The organism is Brevundimonas vitisensis, assembly GCF_016656965.1.
Classification (GTDB): Bacteria; Pseudomonadota; Alphaproteobacteria; order Caulobacterales; family Caulobacteraceae; genus Brevundimonas; species Brevundimonas vitisensis.
Genome location: NZ_CP067977.1, coordinates 1,338,066 through 1,354,338 on the forward strand (window position 1 = coordinate 1,338,066; position 16,273 = coordinate 1,354,338).

13 protein-coding genes are annotated in these 16,273 nt (G+C 66.2%); 9 read left to right on the forward strand and 4 right to left on the reverse strand.

Annotation, left to right across the window (positions count from 1 at the left end; genetic code table 11):
• Positions 1–24: 24 nt before the first annotated feature.
• The 3 genes from JIP62_RS06780 (at position 25) to JIP62_RS06790 (ending at position 3,302) form a co-directional block, all read left to right on the forward strand.
• On the forward strand, positions 25–1,191 hold the full coding sequence (locus tag JIP62_RS06780; RefSeq protein ID WP_201104194.1) for an epoxide hydrolase family protein: 1,167 nt from the start codon (positions 25–27) through the stop codon (positions 1,189–1,191).
• A complete protein-coding gene (locus JIP62_RS06785; protein WP_201104195.1) occupies positions 1,188–2,015 on the forward strand; it encodes a metal-dependent hydrolase in 828 nt (275 codons plus the stop codon). Before JIP62_RS06780 ends, JIP62_RS06785 begins: the two co-directional genes overlap by 4 nt.
• 78 nt (positions 2,016–2,093) lie before the next feature.
• Entirely contained in the window at positions 2,094–3,302 is a 1,209-nt protein-coding gene (locus JIP62_RS06790) for an NAD(P)/FAD-dependent oxidoreductase (RefSeq protein ID WP_201104197.1), read from the forward strand.
• A 234-nt stretch (positions 3,303–3,536) separates the two neighbouring features.
• Here JIP62_RS06790 and lpdA read toward each other — a convergent pair whose 3' ends face one another.
• From lpdA to JIP62_RS06810, 4 genes are all read right to left on the reverse strand, one after another.
• Positions 3,537–4,934 carry a dihydrolipoyl dehydrogenase gene (lpdA, locus tag JIP62_RS06795; RefSeq protein WP_201104198.1) on the reverse strand — a complete coding sequence of 466 codons (1,398 nt, stop codon included), beginning with the start codon at positions 4,932–4,934 and terminating at the stop codon, positions 3,537–3,539.
• A gap of 490 nt (positions 4,935–5,424) precedes the next feature.
• A complete protein-coding gene (locus JIP62_RS06800) occupies positions 5,425–7,164 on the reverse strand; it encodes a 2-oxo acid dehydrogenase subunit E2 (RefSeq protein WP_201104199.1) in 1,740 nt (579 codons plus the stop codon).
• 1 nt (position 7,165) lies between these two features.
• Positions 7,166–8,287 (reverse strand): alpha-ketoacid dehydrogenase subunit beta, encoded by a 1,122-nt coding sequence (locus tag JIP62_RS06805; protein WP_201104208.1) that lies wholly within the window; start codon positions 8,285–8,287, stop codon positions 7,166–7,168.
• Between the two features lie 2 nt (positions 8,288–8,289).
• The gene (locus JIP62_RS06810) at positions 8,290–9,528 is read right to left on the reverse strand and encodes a 3-methyl-2-oxobutanoate dehydrogenase (2-methylpropanoyl-transferring) subunit alpha (RefSeq protein WP_201104210.1); all 1,239 of its coding nucleotides are present in this window, start codon (positions 9,526–9,528) and stop codon (positions 8,290–8,292) included.
• Between the two features lie 143 nt (positions 9,529–9,671).
• Between JIP62_RS06810 and JIP62_RS06815 the strand changes: the two genes are divergently transcribed.
• The 6 genes from JIP62_RS06815 to JIP62_RS06840 all read left to right on the forward strand — a co-directional run bounded on the left by JIP62_RS06815 (position 9,672) and on the right by JIP62_RS06840 (position 16,268).
• Positions 9,672–10,160 (forward strand): Lrp/AsnC family transcriptional regulator, encoded by a 489-nt coding sequence (locus JIP62_RS06815; protein ID WP_201104212.1) that lies wholly within the window; start codon positions 9,672–9,674, stop codon positions 10,158–10,160.
• 221 nt (positions 10,161–10,381) lie between these two features.
• A complete protein-coding gene (locus JIP62_RS06820) occupies positions 10,382–11,587 on the forward strand; it encodes an acetyl-CoA C-acetyltransferase (RefSeq protein WP_201104214.1) in 1,206 nt (401 codons plus the stop codon).
• A 141-nt stretch (positions 11,588–11,728) separates the two neighbouring features.
• Positions 11,729–13,903, forward strand: coding sequence for a 3-hydroxyacyl-CoA dehydrogenase NAD-binding domain-containing protein (locus JIP62_RS06825; RefSeq protein WP_201104216.1), 2,175 nt, complete (start codon positions 11,729–11,731; stop codon positions 13,901–13,903).
• 144 nt (positions 13,904–14,047) lie between these two features.
• Complete coding sequence (locus JIP62_RS06830; RefSeq protein WP_201104218.1) at positions 14,048–15,037, forward strand: alpha/beta fold hydrolase; 990 nt, start codon at positions 14,048–14,050, stop codon at positions 15,035–15,037.
• 101 nt (positions 15,038–15,138) lie between these two features.
• Entirely contained in the window at positions 15,139–15,750 is a 612-nt protein-coding gene (locus tag JIP62_RS06835) for a PepSY-associated TM helix domain-containing protein (RefSeq protein ID WP_201104618.1), read from the forward strand.
• Positions 15,751–15,758: 8 nt separating this feature from the next.
• The gene (locus JIP62_RS06840) at positions 15,759–16,268 is read left to right on the forward strand and encodes a DUF2271 domain-containing protein (protein WP_201104220.1); all 510 of its coding nucleotides are present in this window, start codon (positions 15,759–15,761) and stop codon (positions 16,266–16,268) included.
• Positions 16,269–16,273 lie beyond the last annotated feature (5 nt).

The window sequence follows — 16,273 nt, forward strand, 5'->3', positions numbered from 1 at the left end:
CGCCAGTTCGAATATCAATGGGACATGAGCGACGTGGTCCCCCATCCGATCGACGTGCCGCAGTCTGTGCTGGACGACATCCGGGACGGCCTGACGGCGGCGCACATCCCCTACGCCCCAGAGGGTGGCGGCTGGGCCTGGGGCGTGGACACGGCCTATCTGCGCGAACTGGTCGACTACTGGATCAACCATTACGACTGGCGCGTGCACGAGGCGCACCTGAACCGCCACCCGCAGTTCAGCACTGTCATCGACGGCATGGCGATCAGATTTGAGCACATCCGGGGGACCGGGGCGCGCGGGCCCATCCTGCTGACCCACGGCTGGCCCGGATCGATCCTGGAGTTCGACGAGGTGGCCGATCGGCTGGCCTTTCCCGAAAGGTTTGGAGGGCGTGCCGAGGACGGCTTCGATCTGGTCATCCCGTCCCTGCCCGGCTTCGGCTTTTCACAACGGCCACCGGCGCCGATCGGTCCGCGCCGGATCTCGGCCCTGTGGCGGACCCTGATGGTGGATCGGCTGGGCCATGATCGCTTCTTTGCCCAGGGCGGGGATTTCGGCAGTTCGGTCTCCAGCTGGCTGGCGCACGACCATCCGGACCATGTCGCAGCCCTGCATCTGAACCTGGCCATCCCGATGCCGGTCCCGGCCGATCAGGCCGTGCCGGGCGAGGTGGAGTGGCGCGCCGCCTTCGAGGCGGTCCAGCGGCGCGAGTCCGCCTACATGATGGTGCATATGACCAAGGCCCAGACGATCGGCGCGGCCCTCTCGGCCAGCCCCGTCGCCTTCGCCGCCTGGGTGATCGAGAAATTCCACGGCTGGGCAGACACCGGCGGCGACATCGAAAGCCGCTTCACCAAGGATCAGCTGATCACCAATCTGATGCTGTATCTGGTCAATGATGCCGTGGCCTCGTCGATCTGGATGTATGCAGGCACAGCCGTCGAGGTTGGGGCGGGAAAGCTGTCGGGCCTGAACGTCACCGTGCCCACCGGCTTTGCACAGTATCCGGGCGAGTTCCTGCCGCCTGCCCCGGTCGATGCCATCCGCCGAAACTGGAACCTGACCCATCATGCGATCATGGCCTCGGGCGGACATTTCGCCGCCTTCGAGGAGCCTGTCGTCTTTTCGAACGACGTGCGCGATTTCTTTTTGCGTCATGGTGACGCCGCCGCAGGAGACACCCGATGAAGGTCCGGTATCCGACCTGGTCCTATGACCAGACCCCGCCCCACTGGTCGCCCTATATCGAATATGTGCAGGCCCGGAACGCCGCCTCGACCATTCCGTCCTATGTCGAACCCTATCTGGTGAAGGTTATGATCCAGGCCCGAAAAGCTCTGGATCAGAAGGACACGCCGCTGGACCGCGATCTGGTCGTCTTCATCAAGCAGGAGGCCCAGCACTGCAAACAGCACGACGCCTTCAACCGCCAGCTTCATGCCGCCGGATACGACGGACTGACCGCCTTCGAGCAGGAGCTGGAAGCGACCTATGAGGACTTTCTGGCCAACAGGTCGCTGAAGTTCAACTGCGCCTATGCCGAGGGGTTCGAGGCCCTGGGTTCAGGCATGGCTCAGATCGTGTTCGAGGGAAAACTGACCGAGTTCGAGGCCGCCGAACCCAATCCGGGTTCCGAACTCTGGCGCTGGCACCTGGCCGAAGAGTTCGAGCACCGCAGCGTGGCCTTCGACGTCTATCAGACCCTGTTCGCGCGCCGGAATCCGATCGCGGGCTATTTCTATCGGCTCTATGGCTTCTATTACGCGGTCAAACACCTGGGCGGCTATTCGAAGCGGGTGGCCGCCTATCTGATGTCGGTCGACCGGTCGCGCATGTCGCCCGAGGAGGTGGAGGCCTCCCTGGCCCGCGAGAAACATTTCAAAAAGACCTATGCCCGGCTGATGATCCCCAAGATGCTGATGGTGCTGTCGCCCTTCTACAATCCCGGCAAGAAGGTGCCGCCGCCCGCTTTGTCGGCCTATCTGGAGCGGTTCGAAGCCCAGGCGGCGTGATGCCGTCGGCCCGATACGGGGACTTGCATGGCGGCGCGGCGGCGACGAAATGAAGCCGTCGCTTTTTCTGAGTGCTGAATGACCAAGGTCCTCATCATCGGTGCCGGCCATGCCGGTGGCTCCGTTGCCGCCCTGTTGCGCCAGTATGGGCATGAAGGCCCGATCATTCTGGCGGGTGAGGAGACGGCCCCCCCTTATCAGCGGCCGCCGCTGTCCAAGGCCTGGCTGAAGGGCGAGGCGGACCTGGACGCCCTGATGCTGCGGCCCCTCAGCTTCTATGCCGAGCACGACATCGCGCTGCGCACAGGCGTCACGGCTGTGGCGATCGACGCGGCGTCCCGAACCGTGGCCTTCGCCGATGGATCGGCCGAGACCTATGACAAGCTGATCCTGGCCACGGGATCGACCGCGCGCAAACTGGACATCCCCGGCGCGGATCGACCGGAGCTGATCGAACTGCGCACTCTTCACGATGCCGAGCGGCTGAAGGCGGCGCTGGGGCCGGGTCGTCGGCTGGCGGTGGTCGGCGGCGGCTATGTGGGGCTGGAGGCCGCGGCATCCGCCCGCGCCCTGGGGGCTGAGGTGGTGGTGATCGAGCGGATGGACCGGGTTCTGGCCCGCGTCGCCTCCGCCCCCCTGTCGGCTTTCTTCACCGCCCGGCACCGCTCCGAGGGCGTCACCATCCTGACCGAGGCCGAGGTGGCCGGGTTCGAGGAGGGGGCGGTGCGTCTGGCGACCGGCGAAGCCATCGCGGCCGATGCGATACTGGTCGGGGTCGGGGCCCTGGCCTGCGATGCCCTGGCCCGGTCCGCCGGGCTGGTGTGCGAAACCGGGGTGGTGGTGGACGAGGCGGCCCGGACGTCGGACCCCGACATCTTTGCGATCGGCGACATGGCCTGGCGACCCAGTCCGGTTCATGGCGGGCGGATGCTGCGGCTGGAAAGCGTGCCCAATGCCCTGGAACAGGCCAAACAGGCCGCCTGCGCCATCACCGGACGGCCCGCCCCCGCGCCCGAGGTGCCGTGGTTCTGGTCCGATCAGTACGACATCAAACTGCAGATCGCGGGCCTGCCGTTCGAGGCCGATCGTCAGCTGGTGCGGGGCGACCCGGCCAGCGGCAGTTTTGCCGTCTTCCACCTGAGCGGCGACCGCATCGTCAGCGTGGAGGCGGTCAATGCCGGGCCGGAATTCATGGCCGGGCGCCAGCTGATCGCCAAGGGAACGTCCGTCGACCCCGACCGCCTGACCGACCCGGCCGTTTCCATGAAGGCGGTCGCGGCGGGCTGACCGTCTCCTCCCCATTGCAGATGGGGGGGGGGGACCACGAAGTGGTGGAGGGGCTGCGTGCGAAGAATCCCCTCCGTCACGGCGCGAAGTCGCGCCGAGCCACCTCCCCATCCGCTACGCGGATAGGGAGGAGACAGCGCTCAAGTACCGAGCCGCCGCGCGGCGAGGGGTAGCGCGCCCTAAAAGATGCCCGCTCAAGCAGCGAGGCTCCGCGAGCCGAGCGGTAGCGCCCTCCTAGATATGTATGGCGTGGCCTAGGGCGCGCAGGGAGGCCTCGTGGAAGGCTTCGCCCAGGGTGGGATGGACGTGGATGACCCCGGCGACGTCCTCAAGCACCGCGCCCATTTCCAGCATCTGGGCAAAGCTGTTGGACAGTTCGGCGACATGCTGGCCGACCGCCTGGACGCCCAGGATGCGGTGATCCGTCTTTGATGCCAGCACTCGCACGAACCCGCCGTCCTCGCCCGCCTCGATAGCCAGGGCGCGGCCGATGGCGGCCAGCGGAAAGACCGAGGTGATGATGTCGTCACGGCCCTCGACATCCAAGGGACCCAGACCCGCCGAAACGATTTCCGGCTCGGTGAAACAGACGGCGGCGATGGTGACGGGATCAAACCGGCGGTCATGGCCGGCGATGATCTCGGCGACGACCTCGCCCTGGGCCGAGCCCTTGTGGGCCAGCATGGGTTCGCCGGTCAGGTCGCCGACGGCCCAGACGTTCTTCATCGTGGTGGCGCAGCGGTCGTCGATCTTCACGAAGGGCCCGGCCATGGCCACACCCATGTTTTCCAGGCCCCAGCCCTGGGTGCGGGGACGACGGCCCACGGTGACCAGCACCTTGTCCGCCGCCAGTTGCAGCGGCTCGCCGTCTTTGGTCGTGACGTTCAGCTTGCCGTCCCCGAAGCCCCCCGCCCGCGCGCCCAGGTGCAGTTCGACGCCGTGCTTTTCCAGCCATTTGGCGACCGGATCGGTCAGGGCCTTGTCATAGAGCGGCAGGATGCGGTCGGCCATTTCGACGATGGCGACCTGGGCCCCCAGCTTGCGATAGGCGATGCCCAGTTCCAGCCCGATATAGCCGCCGCCGACCACGACCAGCTTGCCCGGCACCGCATCCAGCGACAGGGCTTCGGTCGAGGAGATGACGTCGCCGCCGAACGGCAGAAAGGGCAGTTCGACCGGCTCGGAGCCGGTGGCCAGGATGACGTGTTCGGCGGTGATGGTGATCGGGCCGTCTTCGGTCTCGACGCGGCAGGTCTTGGCATCCGAAAACTGGGCCCAGCCCTTGATGACCCGGATCTTGGCCTTCTTCAGCAGGGCGGCGACCCCGGCGTTCAGCTTGCGGACGATCCCGTCCTTCCAGGCCACGGTCTGCGACAGGTCGATCGCCGGTGCACTGGCCGTGATGCCCAGCGTCCCGCCGCCCGCCGCCTTGGCCACGGTCTCGAACTTGGACGCCGCATGGATGATGGCCTTGGACGGGATGCAGCCCACGTTCAGGCAGGTGCCGCCGAGACCGTCGCCGCCATCCACCAGCACGGTGTCGAGCCCCAGCTGGCCGCAGCGAATGCCCGCGACATAGCCGCCGGTACCGGCACCGATGATCAGGACTTTGGTCTTGAGGGTCTGGGTCATGGGCGCTCTTCTCGACTCAATCGGTCAGCAGCCGCGCGCAGTTCTCGCGCAACTACTTGATCTCTAACTTCCCTTGGCGGCACGATCCTTAGCGACCAAGGTCGCCACGGTCTCCAGTCCCTGTTGAACGGCTCACGCAATGCATAGACGATAACCACGTCTCCAACGCCCACGCTCGGGTCCGGACAGTTCCCGTTGCTAAACGACACACGTCGAGGAGCCCCGCTGCCTTTCAAGGTGACGACCGGGGCTATTTCAAACGATTGATCGTCGCCACTCTCGACCACGCGTTCGATCACTCGACCGAGATACACGACCTCTGCGAGTTGCCAGAATTGCCGTTGGTCTTCCCGGTCCCGCCTGATGATTGCCTGTTCCATCGTTTCCGACCCCACGGGAACAGGAGGCGGCCCAATACAGGCTGATGCCGTTTCGGTAGCCAAGAGAACGCAGGCTGCTGCGAGGCTGGTACATAACCCCCGCACCGCCCTCACCCCATCCACAGCGTCGCGGGATGCTCCAGCAGGCCCTTGATCCGCTGCACGAACACCGCCGCGTCGTGGCCGTCGACGATGCGGTGATCGAAGGACGAGGACAGGTTCATCATCTTACGCACGACCATCTGGCCGTCGCGCACCACCACGCGCTCGGCGATCTTGTTCGGACCGACGATGGCGACCTCGGGGTGGTTGATGATCGGGGTGTGGACGACGCCGCCCAGGGTGCCCAGCGAGGTGATGGTGATGGTCGAGCCCGACAGTTCCTCGCGCTTGGCCGAACCGTCCTTGGCGGCGCCGGAGACGCGGGCGATCTCAAGGGCGGTGTCATAGGGGTCGCGCGCCTCGGCGTGACGGACGACGGGGACCATCAGGCCGTTCGGCGTCTGGGCGGCGATGCCCAGATGCACGGCGGCGTGCTGGGTCAGGACCCCCGCCTTGTCGTCATAGGTGGCGTTGATCTGCGGCTGGTCGCGCAGGGCCACCACGATGGCGCGGGCAATAAAGGGCAGGACGTTCAGCTTGGGTTTGCCCGTCTTCTTGGCCTCGGCGTTCAGGTGGGCGCGCAGTTCTTCCAGCGCCGTGACGTCGATCTCTTCCACATAGGTGATGTGAGGAATGCGGCGGACGCTCTCGGCCATCTTTTCCGCGATCTTGCGGCGCAAGCCGATGATGCGAACCTCGGTCGTGCCTTCGGCCTTTCGATAGGCGGAACCCGTCGATGATCCGGACACAGACGATTGCGTCTGACCACCGGAGAGAAAGGCATCCAGATCGGCGTGACTGATCCTGCCGGCGGGGCCCGACCCCGGCACGGCCTGCAGGGGGATACCCAGATCGCGGGCCCGGTTGCGCACGGCGGGCGAGGCCAGGGGCCGGACACCGGGGGTCTGTGCGGTGCGTGCGACGGGCTTACCCCCCTCCCCTGCTTCGCGGGTACTCCCCCCAACGGGGGGAGAATGAGGAACGGTGATCGCACCCTTTATTCCTCCCCCGTCGGGGGAGGGGGACCGCGAAACGGTTGAGGGGGCCGGGGCGGCCTCGGCCTTCACCGGGGCGGACACATTCCCCGCGCCCTCGACCTCGAAGCTGACCAGGGGACCTCCGACCGGCACCTGCTGGCCCGCATCGCCATGCAGGGCGGCCACGACGCCCACGACCGGCGAGGTCAGCTCGACCGTCGCCTTGTCGGTCATGACTTCGGCCAGCAGCTGGTCTTCCTCGACCGCATCGCCGACCGCGACATGCCAGGCGACCAGTTCGGCCTCGGCCGTCCCTTCGCCCACGTCGGGCAGTTTGAAGACGTAGTTTCCGTTCGACAGCGGAGTCGCCCCCTCCGTCACGTCGCTACCGCTCCGCGCCACCTCCCCACTGGCATGGGGAGGAGACGTCTCCTCCCTATCCGCGCTTGCGGATGGGGAGGTAGCATCGCGCGCTGGGCCGATGACGGAGGGGGTGACACCGGCGTCAGACGCAGAGGCATTCCCAGCCCCCTCGACCTCGAACTCCACCAGGGCCGAGCCGACCGGCGACATCACGCCGGGCTCGCCGTGCAGGGCAGTGACACGACCGGAGACGGGCGAGGTCAGTTCGACCGTCGCCTTGTCGGTCATGATCTCGGCCAGCAGCTGGTCCTCCTCGACCGTGTCGCCGATTGCGACGTGCCAGGCGACCAGTTCGGCCTCGGCCGTGCCCTCGCCCACGTCAGGCAGTTTGAAGACGAAACGCCCCATGTCAGCGCCCCCCCGTCATGACGGATTTCAAGGCCTCGGCCACCCGTTCGGGGCCGGGGAAATATTCCCACTCAAAGGCATGCGGATAGGGGGTGTCCCAACCCGTCACCCGCGCGATCGGCGCCTCCAGATGATAGAAGCAGCGTTCCTGGACCAGGGCCGACAGTTCGCCCCCGAAGCCGCTCGTTTTCGGCGCCTCGTGCACGATGACGCAGCGGCCGGTCTTTTTCACGCTGGCCTCGATCGTCTCGATGTCCAGGGGCACCAGGGTGCGCAGGTCGATGACCTCGGCGTCCACGCCCGCGTGCTCGGCCCCCGCCAGCGACACCCAGACCATGGTGCCGTAGCAGAGGATGGTCACGTCCGAACCCTCGCGCATGATCCGCGCCTTGCCGATGGGCAGGGTGTATTTGCCGGTCGGGACCTGGGCCAGGTCCTGGGTCTTCCACGGACTGACCGGGTTCTTGTGCCAGCCGTCGAACGGACCGTTGTACAGCCGCTTGGGCTCAAAGAAGATGACCGGGTCGTCGTCCTCGATCGCGGCGGTCAGCAGCCCCTTGGCGTCATAGGGGTTGGACGGAATGACGACCTTCAGACCCGCGATATGGGTGAACAGGCTTTCGGGGCTCTGGCTGTGCGTCTGGCCGCCGAAGATACCGCCGCCATAGGGACTGCGCACCGTGATGGGGGCGGTGAACATGCCCGCCGACCGATAGCGCAGCTTGGCCGCTTCCGAGACGATCTGGTCATAGGCCGGATAGATGTAGTCGGCGAACTGGATCTCGACCACGGGACGCAGGCCATAGGCCCCCATGCCGATGGCGGCGGCGACGATGCCGCATTCGCTGATCGGGGCGTCGAAGCTGCGGGTCAGGCCGTGCTTCTGTTGCAGTTGGTCGGTGACGCGGAACACGCCGCCAAAGAAGCCCGCATCCTCGCCAAAGCTGAGGACGTTCGGGTCCTCGGCCATCTTGACGTGCAGGGCCGAGTTCAGCGCCTGAATCATGTTCATCGGCTGGGTGCCGGACGTCGGCGCTTCGGACGGCGGCGCATGATCGGCGGTGACCATGTCGGGCTCGATGCCGTCTGTGCGGTCGGATTCGGTGAAGGTCTGTTCCGTCATGCTCAAACTCCGACCTCGCGGCGCTGTTCGATCAGGCGCCAGTCCTCGGTCGCAAAGACCTCTTCAAACATCGTCTTCACCGAGGGGCGCGATTGGCCGAGGGTGCCGATGGCCTCGGACTCCTTGCCCGCCGCACGGACCTGGGCAACGGCTTCGGCCTCGGCCTCGGAATGCTGTTCATCCGACCATTCGCCGAGCGCGATCAGATGCTGCTTCAGCCGCGCGATCGGATCGCCCAGCGGCCATTTCTCATGCTCGTCGCCAGGGCGATAGCGGCTGGGGTCGTCCGAGGTCGAATGCGGGGCCCCGCGATAGGTGAACAGTTCGATCACCGTCGCGCCCTGGTTCGAGCGGGCGCGCTCCTCGGCCCACTGGGTCGCGGCCCAGACGGCCAGGAAGTCGTTGCCGTCGACGCGAAGGGCCGGCAGGCCATAGCCGATCGCCTTGGACGCAAAGGTCGTCTCCAGCCCGCCCGCGATGCCCTGGAAGCTCGAAATGGCCCACTGGTTGTTGACGATGTTCAGGATGACCGGCGCGCGATAGACGGAGGCGAAGGTCAGGGCATTGTGGAAGTCGCCTTCGGCCGTCGCGCCGTCGCCGATCCAGCTGATGGCGATCTTGTCGTCGCCCTTGTAGGCACTGGCCATGGCCCAACCCACGGCCTGGGGCACCTGGGTCCCCAGGTTACCGCTGATCGTGAAGAAGCCATAGTCGCGGCTGGAATACATGATCGGCAGCTGGCGCCCTTTGATCGGGTCTTCCGCATTCGAATAGATCTGGTTCATCATATCGACCAGCGGATAGCCGCGCGCGATCAGCAGCCCCTGCTGGCGATAGGTCGGGAAGCCCATGTCCTCGCGGCTGAGGATCATGCCCTGGGCGACCGCAATCGCCTCCTCGCCCGTGCACTTCATATAGAAGCTGGTCTTGCCCTGGCGGTGGGCGCGATGCATCCGGTCGTCAAAGGCGCGGGTCAGGATCATGGCCTTCAGACCCTTGCGCAGGGTCTCGGCGTCCAGCCGCGGATTCCACGGTCCGACCGCCACGCCCGCATCATCCAGAACCCGGATCAGGCGAAAGGCATGGTCACGCATGTCATAGGGCGTGCTGCCCACCGGCGGCCGATCGACGGCACCGGGCGCATCCAGCTTCAGGTGGCTGAAGTCCGGCGTATCGCCGGGCCGGCCCGAAGGTTCGGGCACGCGCAACGACAGGGGTTGGGCATTCTTGTGCTGGGTCATGGATGGTCCGGTCGTTCCGTCCGCTTATCGTCTTTTGAAAGCTGGATAGCATGGCCTGTTTGGAGAGGCTTGCGCGAATCCGACCTTGCGCTGTGCCGATGGGCGGTATTTTATTGCGTCATAACAATAAACGGAGAAACGCATTGGCTGACGAACTCGATCCCATCGACGCCCGCATTCTGGACATCCTGCAACAGGACGCCGGCCTGTCGGTCGCCGAGGTCGCAGATCGGGTCGGACTGTCGGCTTCGCCCTGCTGGCGACGGATCAAGCGACTGGAGGATTCGGGCTTCATCAGAAAGCGCGTCACCCTGCTGGACGCGGCCAAACTGGGCCTGGATTTCGAGGTCTATGCCATCGTCAAGCTGAGCCTGCCGTCCAGCGAGAACCTGGACCGGTTCGAAACCGCCGTCGCCGACTGGCCCGAGGTGGTGCAGTGCGCCACCATCACAGGTCGCGAGGACTATGTGCTGCGGGTGATCACTTCCGACATGCACGCCTTCGATAAATTCCTGCGCGAAAAGCTGCTGACACTGGGCATCGTTTCGGACTGCGAGAGCCATATCGTCACGCGGGGCGTCAAGAACGTCACCTCCCTTCCGCTGGGCATTGTGACGCCGCACGTCAAATAGGGGCAGCGGCCCCGCCTTCTGCAAAACCATGACGTTTCACCCCGTCAGGGCCACGACTGTCGCTAGCTTGTTACTTGACGTTGACGTAAACGTAGGGTTTGTGACGGTGAGTTTTAAATCCGCACCCTGTTCCTCGCGCCGTGAGGGAGAGGGGACAAACACAGTCCCTCATGCCGCCAGGCACCGCATGCCGAGCGTCCGGGACAGCAAGGGAGAGTCCGATGGCCGAAGCCTATATCTATGACGCCGTGCGCACGCCGCGCGGTAAGGGCAAGAAGGACGGGTCCCTGCATGAGATCACGGGCCTGAGCCTGGCCACCCAGGTGCTGGAAGCCCTGCGTGACCGCAACGACCTGGATACCTCCAAGGTCGACGACGTGATCCTGGGCTGCGTCTCGCCCGTCGGCGAACAGGGGGCCGACATCGCCCGCACCGCCGTGCTGTCGGCCGGATGGGCCCAGACGGTGGCCGGCGTCCAGATCAACCGCTTCTGTGCCTCGGGCCTGGAAGCGGTGAACATGGCGGCGGCCAAGGTGAAGTCCGGCGAGGCCGACTTTGCCGTCGGCGGCGGCGTCGAGGCGATGAGCCGCGTGCCCATGGGCAGCGACGGCGGGGCCTGGCCGGTCGATCCGTCGTCGGCCTTCCCGACCTATTTCGTGCCGCAGGGCGTCTCGGCCGACATGATCGCCTCCAAATGGGGCTTCAGCCGCGACGACGTCGATGCCTATTCCGTCGAAAGCCACAAGCGTTCGGCCAAGAGCTGGGCCGAGGGCCGGTTCAAGGGATCGGTCGTGCCGGTCAAGGATCAGCTGGGCCTGATCCGGCTGGACCATGACGAGACGATTCGTCCGAACACGGACATGCAGACCCTGGGCGCGCTGAACCCCTCCTTCGCCATGATGGGCGAGATGGCCTTCGACAGCGTGATCAACCAGCGCTACCCCGAGGTCGAGCGGGTCAACCACGTCCACACCCCGGGCAATTCGTCCGGCATCGTTGACGGCTCGGCTGGCGTGCTGATCGGCAGCCTGGAAGCCGGTCAGGCGGCAGGGCTGAAGCCCCGCGCCCGCATCCTGGGCGCCGCCTCGATCGGGTCGGAACCCTCCATCATGCTGACGGGCCCCGAGTTCGTGGCCAACAAGCTGCTGGCCAAGCTGGGCATGAAGTCCACCGACATCGACCTGTATGAGCTGAACGAGGCCTTCGCCGCCGTCGTGCTGCGCTTCATGCAGGCGCTGGACATCGACCACGACAAGATGAACGTCTGCGGCGGCGCCATCGCCATGGGTCACCCCCTTGGGGCTACCGGGGCCATGATCACCGGCACCGTGCTGGATGAGCTGGAACGGTCGGGCAAGTCCACCGCCCTGATCACCCTGTGCATCGGCGGCGGCATGGGCACCGCCACGGTGATCGAGCGCGTTTGATTTCTCATTGCTCCCCCGCTGGGGGAGCTGTCAGCGAAGCTGACTGAGGGGGCTGGCCCCGTACGCCAGTGTCTGCGGTGGGCCCCCTCCACCGCTTCGCGGTCCCCCTCCCCCGGTGGGGGAGGAATAAGGAAAGAGGCCATGGAAAACTTCAAGATCGACGTCGACGCCGACGGCATCGCCCTGATCACCTTCGACGTCCCCGGACGGTCGATGAACACCCTGACCAGCGGCGTGATGGCCGAGATCCCGCAGGTGGTCGAACTTATCAAGACCGATGACGCCATCAAGGGCGCGGTCCTGACCAGCGGCAAGGCCAGCGGCTTCTGCGCCGGGGCGGACCTGGGCGACATGGCTGGCGGGATGCTGGCCGGGGGCTCGCTGCAGCAGGCCTATGACGCCGGGTGGAAGCTGAACGGAGCCCTGCGCGCCCTGGAGACCTGCGGCAAGCCGGTCGCGGCAGCCATCAACGGCCTGGCTCTGGGCGGAGGTCTGGAACTGACGCTGGCCTGTCATTATCGCGTGGTCGGTGACAGCCCCAAGATCCAGCTGGGCCTGCCCGAGATCAAGGTCGGCCTGTTCCCCGGCGGCGGCGGCACCCAGCGGTTGACGCGCCTGATCGGCGTGCAGGCGGCGATGACGGCGATGACGGCCGGTTCCTCCTGGCGTCCGAACGACGCCAAGGGCGCGGGGGTGGTGCATGAGGTCGTAGCCGCAGGCACCGAGGTCGAGGCCGCCAAGGCCTGGATCAAGGGCGGCGGCAAGGCCGTCCAGCCCTGGGACGACAAGGGCTTCAAACAGCCCGGCGGCGGCCCCTATCACCCCGTTGGCATCCAGAATTTCCTGGTCGGCAATGCGATGATCCGCAAGCAGACCTATGGCAACTATCCGGCCGCGACCAATCTGATGAAGGCCGTCTATGAGGGCATCCAGGTGCCCATGGACGCCGCCCTGCGGATCGAGACCCGCTATTTCATCAAGACCCTGATGACGCCCCAGGCCCAGGCCATGATCCGGTCCCTGTTCCTGTCGAAGCAGGAACTGGACAAGGGCGCGGTGCGTCCCGCCGGCATCCCCCAGTCCGATCCGAAGAAGGTCACCGTCATCGGGGCCGGCATGATGGGCGCGGGCATCGCCTATGTGCAGGCCCTCGCCGGGATCGAGACCATCCTGATCGACCGCAGCCAGGAAGACGCCGACAAGGGCAAGGCCCATGTCGAGGCCCTGTTGAAGAAGCGCCTGTCGCGCGGGCAGCTGACCCAGGACAAGTATGACGCCCTCTTGGCCTCCGTCACCGCCACCACCGACTATGACCTGATCAAGGGCTCGGACCTGGTGATCGAGGCGGTGTTCGAGAACCGCGAGATCAAGGCCGACGTGACCAAGCGCGCCGAGGCCCAGCTGGAAGCCGGAGCCGTGTTCGGCTCCAACACCTCGACCCTGCCGATCACGGGCCTGGCCGAGGCCAGCGTGCGGCCCGAGGACTTCATCGGCATCCACTTCTTCTCGCCCGTCGACAAGATGATGCTGGTCGAGATCATCCTGGGCGAAAAGACCGGCGAGGCGGCGATCGCCAAGTCGCTGGACTATGTCATGAAGATCAAGAAGACCCCGATCGTCGTGAACGACGGGCGCGGCTTCTACACCTCGCGCTGCTTCGGCACCTATGTGGCCGAAGGTCTGGCCATGCTGGAAGAGGGCTATGCCCCCGCCCTGATCGACAACATCGGCCGCATGACCGGCATGCCGCGCGGTCCGCTGGAAATGCACGACGACGTCGCGCTGGACCTGTCGGTCAAGATCGCAAAGCAGACGGCGGCGGACCTCGGCGACAAATACGTGCCGATCGAGGGCCACGAGATCGTTCGCAAGATGGTCGAGGACCTGGGTCGTTACGGCCGCAAGAACGGCAAGGGCTTCTACGACTACGACACCAAGCCCAAGACCCTGTGGTCGGGCCTCGGCGATCTGGCCCCCGTCCGCATCAACGATTCGACGCCCGAACTGATCGCCGACCAGAAGCAGCGCCTGCTGTTCCGCCAGGCGGTCGAGGTCGCGCGCTGCTGGGAAGAGGGCGTCATCGACGACGTGCGTGAGGCGGACGTCGGCGCCATCCTGGCCTGGGGCTTCGCGCCCTGGACCGGTGGCCCGATCACCCTGATCGACCAGACCGGCGTGGCCGAGTTCGTGCGCATCTGCGACGACTATGCCGAACGCTATGGCGACCGCTTCAAGGTGCCCCAGCTTCTGCGCGACATGGCCGCCCGCGGCGAGACCTTCTACGGCAAGTTCTCCGGCCAGAAGGCAGCGGCGTAAGCGCTCTCCTCCCCACGCCAGTGGGGAGGGGGACCACGAAGTGGTGGAGGGGACAAACGCGGTGACGGTGTCCGGGGCCTGTCCCCTCCACCGCCTGCGGCGGTCCCCTCCCCCGTTTCGCTGCGCTCTTCGGGGGAGGATTGATTGCATACCCGCCTGATCAAGACCGACGGCCTGACACAGCAGGTGCTGGAAGCCGGGCCGGGCGATGGCTCTGGGCCTCTGGTGCTGTTCATCCACGGCTTTCCCGAACTGGGTATCAGCTGGCGCGCCCAGGTCCAGGCGGTGGCCGAGGCGGGCTACCGCGCCGTCGCGCCGGACATGCGCGGCTATGGCGGTACGGACAAGCCGAGCCAGACCGATCAGCACACCATCCTGAACCTTGTCGGCGACATGGTCGAACTGGTGCGAGCGCTGGGGGAGACACACTGCATCGTCGTCGGCCATGACTGGGGTGCCCCCGTCGCCTGGCACTGTGCCCTGCTGCGTCCCGATATCTTCAGGGCGGTGTTCGGCCTCTCGGTGCCCTTTCAGCCGCGCCGCGCCGCCGGTCCTCCGACGCCGGCCATGGCCGCGATCGCAAAACGCCTGGGACGGGGCGAGCTCTATATGAGCCAGTTCCAGGCTCCGGATGCCCATCTGACGTTTGAACGCGACGTCGCGACCGCCCTGCGAAAGAGCTTCTACGCCTATGACGGCGCGACGCCCGATGCGCGGCAATCGACCGGCTTCATAGCACCGGGCCATGATTTCGTGTCAGAGGTCGCGGACGACGCCGCCCTGCCGCCCTGGATGACGCCCGAGCATATGGACGAATACGTCCAGGCCTTTACCCGCAGCGGGTTCAAGGGGCCGATGGACTGGTATCGTTGCCTGGACCTGAACTGGTCCCTGACCGGCTTTCTCCAGGGACAGAAAATCCATCAGCCCAGCTTCTTCATGGTCGGCGAACGCGATCCCGTCCGCCACTATGCCGGTCAGCATGAGGCGGGACTGAAGGACTGGCTGACCGATCTGCGAGGTCAGGTGGTGGTGCCGGGCGCAGGACACTGGATTCAGCAGGAACGTCCCGCCGAGGTGAACGCCGCCCTGCTGGGCTTTCTGGCCCAGGTCGAAGACCAAAAGGCCGCATAGCCACAACCACTATTGAAAATCGTTCGCAACTTGGGCACAAGCCGGACGTGACCGACGCCGCTGCGCCCGCCCCCAATCCGACACCCCGGCCCAAGGCCGCGATGAATGGCGCGCGTTCGTTCTGGCTGAAGCAGTTGCACCAGTGGCACTGGATTTCGGCGGCCATCAGCCTGGTCGGGCTGGTGCTGTTCGCGGCGACCGGCATCACCCTGAACCACGCAGCACAGATTCCGGCCGAGCCCGTGACGGTCGAACAGACCGCGACCCTGCCTGCTCCCCTGCTGGGCCGTCTGGGCGAAATGGCCGAGGAGACGACCGACCCGGTTCCGGACGCTGTCGCCCGCTGGGCCGCCACAGAACTGGACGCGCCGATCGCAGGCCGCCCGACCGAGACCACGGTGGATGAAATCTACGTCGCCCTGCCCACCCCCGGCGGCGACGGCTGGCTGACCATCGACCGGGCAACCGGCGAGGCGCTGCGCGAGACCACCACGCGCGGCTGGATCGCCTACCTCAACGACCTGCATAAGGGCCGGAATACCGGGCCGGTCTGGTACTGGTTCATCGACGTCTTCGCCGTGGCCTGCGTGGTCTTCGCCCTTACGGGGCTGGCCCTGTTGTGGCTGCACGCCCGCAACCGTGCCTCGACCTGGCCCCTAGTCGCGGCCGGTCTTCTGATCCCCGCCGTCATCGCCCTGATCTTCATTCACTGAGAGTTGCCATGCGTTCGCTGCCGCTGATCCTGACCGCTGCTGGCCTGGGCCTGACGGCCACGCCCGCCCTGGCGCAAAGCCTGAACGTGTCGGTCGAGATCCCGCGCATCGCCAGCGCCTCCTATCACCGGCCCTATGTCGCGATCTGGATCGAGCGCCCGGACCAGACGGCGGTCCAGACCCTGGCCGTCTGGTACGACATTGCCCTGCCTGCCGGTGAGGGCAAAGACTGGCTGAAGGACATGCGGACCTGGTGGCGGCGCGGCGGCCGGGCCATGACCATGCCGGCCGACGGCATTTCAGGGGCCACCCGCGCGCCTGGCCGTCACACTGTCAGTGTCCCCGCCGCCCGCCTGCGCAACCTGCCCGCCGGTCAATATGTGATGGTGGTCGAAGCCGCCCGCGAACTGGGCGGCCGCGAAGCGGTGCGCGTACCCTTCCGCTGGGGCGGGGCCAATACGGCCAATGCCACCGGCTCGACCGAACTGGGTGCCGTCCGCGTCACCGTCGCCCGCTGAATCGA